Origin of the sequence: Corynebacterium sp. 401_CJEI, assembly GCF_001076435.1 — a bacterium.
GTDB lineage: Bacteria > Actinomycetota > Actinomycetes > Mycobacteriales > Mycobacteriaceae > Corynebacterium > Corynebacterium jeikeium_D.
The window spans coordinates 1-5,539 of the sequence record NZ_JVIP01000017.1 but is presented as its reverse complement, the minus strand read 5'-3'; the positions used below and the strand labels follow the sequence as shown (position 1 = coordinate 5,539).

Genomic DNA, 5,539 nt, shown 5'->3' with positions numbered 1-5,539 from the left:
CTTGCCAAGGTTAGGGTCGCGGGTTCGAGTCCCGTCATCCGCTCCACGCTAACTCCCTTGTGGTCCTCCACAAGGGAGTTTTTTGGCGAATCAAGGAAAAGGATGCTGCAGTGGATAGCTATTGCAGCATCCTTTCGTTTGAAGGATAATCCCTGATTAAACACCTTGTTTTCCGAGAGAAAGAACCACCTGCCATGTCAGAGTTCACAGCACAGGTTCAAGCACTTCGCTCGTTGATCGAGGCCGGAGAGTTTATCTCCGAAGACACTGATGGCCTCATCCAACTTGCTCAACCAGGCGTAACCCTTCCCTACTCCAACAGCACTCCCACCGACCATGGTTCGTACTTCGGTGGCAGGCCGTATCTTCCGGAAGGTGCGACATGGCCCATCGCAAAGAGCGGTCAGCCACTGCTCCACATCATTCAGCTGAATTTTGCGGATATTGTCGGTCATGTGCGTGCGGAGGGGGCGTCGACAAGCGAAGCAACTCTCGACGGATTGATTCCCGAATCAGGAATTTTTCAACTCTTTGTCGGCGCTGATCCCCTCAGCGGCGGATTTACTTCAGATTCGCCAGGAAACGGCATGGAGATTCGCTATATCCCTGAGCCTGCGGAAGGCTTTGGCAACCACAGCTTCCCTGGACCTCATACCGCGGAGCCAGCAGCCTTCGATGAAGAGCACGAGGATTACTGCTCCCCGTTCAACGAGGATATTGGGACGGTTATGAACTCTCCGATTTCCTTGTCTAGTGCAGTGGCAATGATCCCTCCCACTGACCAAGCAGTGTACGAGGCGTTGGAGTCCGAAAAGGACGATGACTTTCTTGATAACGATGACTACTTTGACGAGCTAGTTGAGTTGCGAGCCGCAGCCAGTAACCAAAGCAACATTATGCTTGGCGGTTTCCCCGCTTTCGCGCAAGACCCTTTTCAGCCTGATGGGTACGTTCACTTCCTAGAGATCGATTCCACATATCTCGAAGAAGAAGAGCTCCCCTTCGAGGCCATGTGGGGCGATCTAGGTGTGGCCCACGTATTCCTTCACCCAGACGCGTTGAAGAAGATGCACGCCGGCGAGGCCGTGGTGTACCGCTCCGAAAATACTGGCACGACCGATGGTGCTGTTTTCTACTGGGATTGTGGCTAGGTTTGTTTTCCACAATCGCCCCATTTGGTTTGCCTTTAATCCAAACCACAGTTTCGACCATTACCTGGAGTAAATAAAGTGGTAGGCGACTTTCTTATATTCGCAGTTATTATCGTATTTGTATCCCTTTTAGTATTTTTTGTTGAATTCCGCGGATCCGATAAACCTGTGGAGTGGCCACAGGCGAATATTGGTGTTGGACAGATCGAATCCTTCAGCGTCACCGGCAAGCCCGATAAGAAGGGTTACTACACGGTCATCATGCAGATGGCAGTCGAGGCACAAGATGGGAGCCACTTTAAGTCGGTTTTGACCCGTCAACTACCGGAACATAAGCACTCCCTCCTGCAGCAAGGCATACTCGTCCCTGTGATGTACCGCCCAGACCGACCGGAGAAGGTCAAGATTGCCCGCGGCAGGCATGAGAAACGGGCTCAAGATTTCCTGAACCAAGTCAAGATTCGCGATGGAATTCTTGATCGCGAAATGTTAGAGGCTGATCTACGAGGACGTCCGACTTACTCACAGGTGAAATACATCAAAGACACCGGACGAAAAGTTCGTGGCCTCAATGAATATGAACTTGGACTGTCTGTCTTCCCGGCGCATGGTGAGCCCTACTCTGCCACTAAGACAATGGTGTTAATGAATTACGAGGCGGCAGCGGTAACCCCGGGGACCATCCTGCCGACACGATACCTTCCAAATCAACCAAACGCACTGGTAGTTAGCCTGCGTCCTAAGAATGAAAAGGCCGATGCAAAATGACGAACTATGAGTCGTGGGAAAACGAAGAACTAAATGAGCTGGAAAAATATCGGCGAACTGCAGACGTTGGCGGCCATAACCGTACCGGTACAGGTGCGAGCACCGGTGGCGACGGCAGCATTCCGGACTATTTCGACCAGTCGGACTTTGACTGTCCATTCTCTGAAACAGGAAGTTTTACCAACGGTTGGTGCGACGCTCTAAATTTCGGTGACGGCAGCGACAGCGGAGACGGCGGGGACTCGAACAACAACAATAACAATAACAATAACAACAACAATAATAATAATGGCTAAGACAATACTTCCGTTACCGACGATTCCTACCGTCGGCGTGCCAGCACTTGATGAGACCGCTGCTGCGGACAACGCCACTTTTCAAGCAGCTGTAACCACTAAAGCTGGATTCAGACTTCACCACAAAGCAATTAAGCTGACCTTTGTTCCTAACCAGTATTGCAATCTTGGGTGCAGTTACTGCTACCTGGGCGATCTCACCGAGAACAAAGACAATCCTTCGGATGTAGTGTCACAATTCAATCGCATTGCGAACCATCTGGATCACCAGGGAATCCTCATCAGCTCGTTACTTTTGCACGGTGCGGAAATTTCGACTTTGCCAGCATCTGTATTGCGCGACCTGTTCAACGCATATACGGAGTATCGCTCTAAGTATCGCTTGCAGCTCAAAGCTTTAGGCAGCAACGGCGCAGCGATCCACATTAAAACCAATCTGTACAACTCCGATAAATTAAGGCCCCTCTACGAGGAGTTCGAAGTTTCCATTTCAGGCAGCTTTGATTTGCCATTTAGCCTGCATGAGAAACTGCGTACAACCAAGGCGGGGAAATCGACCCTCAAGCGAACAATTAACAATGTTTTGCTCCTTGGTGAATATCCATTCCGCAAGCAGATAAGCTGCGTAGTTGGGAAAGAACACCTCGAACGCATCGACGAGTTTATTCATGATATTGAATGGCTCGATGAACATGGTTTTGACATGGTTACCGACTTCTACATCATGTTTGCCTACGATAGCGTGAAGTCGGACTACACTTCCCAGCTCAACCAGCAGGAAATGGTTGAATTCTTCGAAGCTTTGCGGCTCCATTTCGAAGGCACAAAGTTCGAACAAGCCATTTATTATGAGTGGTTCAAGGAATTTACCCACGGTTACTGCACTAATCAGATCAATTGCGGCACCAATAACTTTCTAGTGCAGAAGGACGGGGACGTTTACCCGTGCCACAGAGGTCAGGCAGAACCTGACTTGAAGTTTGGCAATATTCTCCAACTGGGAATGCCTGAGTTGATTACGCGCGGCGGCGATGCCATTCGCGCTTATGAGCGGGCCAATCCTGCTCTATCCAGTGACTGCATTAGCTGTGAGTATTTCTATCTCTGCCATGCCGGGTGTCCAATTCAACGCAACAACACCCAGCAGGACAAGGCCTATACCTGCGGTATCCAGAAGGCGCTTTATCGCGCCCAACCACATCGCTTTCCGCCCAAGCCGGAAGTTTCGCGCCGCCTTGTTGACTCATTCATTCGACAAAACCAGCCGCGTATTTACGATGACCTGTCAGTTCCTCGAGTAATTGAGTTTAATCCCGAGCTCTTCGAAGAGAAGAACTCGATTACATCGATTATCAACCGCGATTCTAATTTGGCAACGTTGTTCCGAAAAGGTGCGATACGTCTCCATGTCAACGAGGCGTCCTGTGACTTGTTCTCCAGCCGACTCTATGGTCGCATCACCCAGGCCAATATTTCGCCTAGCGATAGCATCAAGGTGTTTGTCGCAGACGACCTTTGGGCACTGAATGCAGGCGACGGCGCAATTAACGCGGTCCGGGTACAACTCTTGCGTGACAATCTCGTTGTCTATGGAGACGAGGCCCGAACAAAGATGGAGCACGTCGCCACGACCGATTTTTATGCCGCAGAACTGACTCGCGCGGAAGGTGGTTGGATTTTGGATTTAACCGGGTTTTTCAAGCAGTACGCACACACGTTCCTTCCCGATTATGGCAATCTCTTATCGATCACAACGATCAAAGCTCGTGAATACCACTACGCAAAGCACGCCAAAAACGCGTTCTACCACCTGGAAACGGTGAATCTTCCCTTCCACGAATTTCGGTTTGATTGGAAGCCAGATCCGTCAATTGATATTCAGGCTACATAGAAACGACCGCCCCAGGAACTTCCCTGGAGCGGTGGGTTAAGTAGCAAAAAGTGTGTCCGCTCGGCGTGTTGCGGGGCGGGCACACCGTTTGTTACTTCATGGGGCCTTTTCTGATTCCTATCGAGTGTTCGTACTCGGTTGGGATAGCGTTGTCGTAGAAGGCTGGTCGGCCTGTTTCATGGTCGGCTTTGTTGTGGTCTTCTTCGACAAGATCGTTGACTTTGGCGAGTTGATCTTGGCCGAAATTGCACTGCCTGGCGATCTTTAATGGGTCGTCAGGCAGTTGCGTTTTCGAGTGCAGGTACCACTCGAGCATTTTTCGTTGGCGTTCCCCGGACCTGCCGCGATGCGCGTCGGCGATGCGTTTGAGCCCGGCGTTGATGCCGCCTTCCAGACTGTTTGTCGTTGAAGCCCAGCGTTGAGGCTCAAGCGCATTCGGTGGTGGCTGCAGGTAGGTAAACAGCCATCCTTTCCGTGAGAGGTGCAGCAGGGAGTTGTATGCCTTGCGAACTCGCAGATGGGTCCATTCCCACTGGTTGTTGAGTGTGCGGCGCTCTTTTGACACGGGCGTTTTCTCGTTGAGGAATGCTTTGAATACCTGTCCGAAGTCGTGCAGACGCAGCGTCCACTCCCGTGCCTGGTCGAGTGTGGTGATACGGGTCAGTTTCAACGCCAGGGCGTAGATGGCTTTGCCGGCGTCGGTGCGTGGTCGTGATGTGGTGTAGCGGCGGATGACGCGTTGCGCATGGACGAGGCATCGTTGGATTATCGCGTTCGGCCAGCAGGCTTTAATCGCAGTAAGTGCGCCTTGTCCGCCGTCGAGGACGACGCAGAGCGGCTCAGCGATTTTGCGGAGTAGCTGCGTGTAGGCGTGGGCGGTTTCGTGTTTGGTCCAGTGCCATGCGATGACGTGGTCGTGGCTGGCTGCGACGAGCAAGCATCCGGCGGCGGTGTAGGTACCGTCGATGAAGATCTGGTCGTAGATGCGCTGTGGGTCACCGTCGTTGGGGATGTCGATGAGCCAGAACGGTTTGAATCGGCGGTCAAGTGTCCAACGGCTTACCCCTTGTTGCTGGGCGAGTTCAGACAACGTTGCTGTGGAGGTGGCATAAGAGACGAAGGCTTTAAAGTCGCGGGTCTGCGTGCGGTCGGTGCGGGTTCGTGTCGTGGAACTGCCGCAGTTCGGGTCCTTGCATCGCCACCTGGTTGTGCCTTTAGAAGTGGTTCCGTTTTTCTTCATTTGCCCAGCGCATATCGGGCATCGTGGTCTGTTTTTACTCACCCGGAAAGCACACCAACCCCCGATTAGCACATGCGGGTGCCATTCCGGTGGATTGAACACTAATCGGGCGGATATAAGGTCTTGATGCTTATATCCGCCCGATTTACCCAGCCTAATCAGCAGTAATGCTGAAAGTCAGACACACTTTTTG

5 protein-coding genes are annotated in these 5,539 nt (G+C 51.9%); 4 read left to right on the top strand and 1 reads right to left on the bottom strand.

Features of this window, described 5'->3' with window-relative positions:
- Positions 1-194 precede the first annotated feature (194 nt).
- From ADM64_RS03890 to ADM64_RS03875, 4 genes are all read left to right on the top strand, one after another.
- Positions 195-1,151: a DUF1963 domain-containing protein gene (locus tag ADM64_RS03890; RefSeq protein WP_049193214.1), complete on the top strand. Its 957-nt coding sequence runs from the start codon at positions 195-197 to the stop codon at positions 1,149-1,151.
- Positions 1,152-1,229: 78 nt separating this feature from the next.
- Positions 1,230-1,919, top strand: a complete 690-nt coding sequence (locus tag ADM64_RS03885; protein WP_049193212.1) for a hypothetical protein — start codon at positions 1,230-1,232, stop codon at positions 1,917-1,919.
- Positions 1,916-2,215, top strand: a complete 300-nt coding sequence (locus tag ADM64_RS03880; protein WP_049193211.1) for a hypothetical protein — start codon at positions 1,916-1,918, stop codon at positions 2,213-2,215. The genes ADM64_RS03885 and ADM64_RS03880 overlap by 4 nt, the downstream gene beginning before the upstream one ends.
- Positions 2,208-4,106, top strand: coding sequence for a radical SAM protein (locus tag ADM64_RS03875; protein ID WP_049193209.1), 1,899 nt, complete (start codon positions 2,208-2,210; stop codon positions 4,104-4,106). Before ADM64_RS03880 ends, ADM64_RS03875 begins: the two co-directional genes overlap by 8 nt.
- Positions 4,107-4,197: 91 nt before the next feature.
- On the opposite strand, the gene ADM64_RS03870 is transcribed toward ADM64_RS03875, so the two are convergent.
- Positions 4,198-5,388 carry an IS1249 family transposase gene (locus tag ADM64_RS03870; protein WP_162838042.1) on the bottom strand — a complete coding sequence of 397 codons (1,191 nt, stop codon included), beginning with the start codon at positions 5,386-5,388 and terminating at the stop codon, positions 4,198-4,200.
- Between the last annotated feature and the right edge of the window lie 151 nt (positions 5,389-5,539).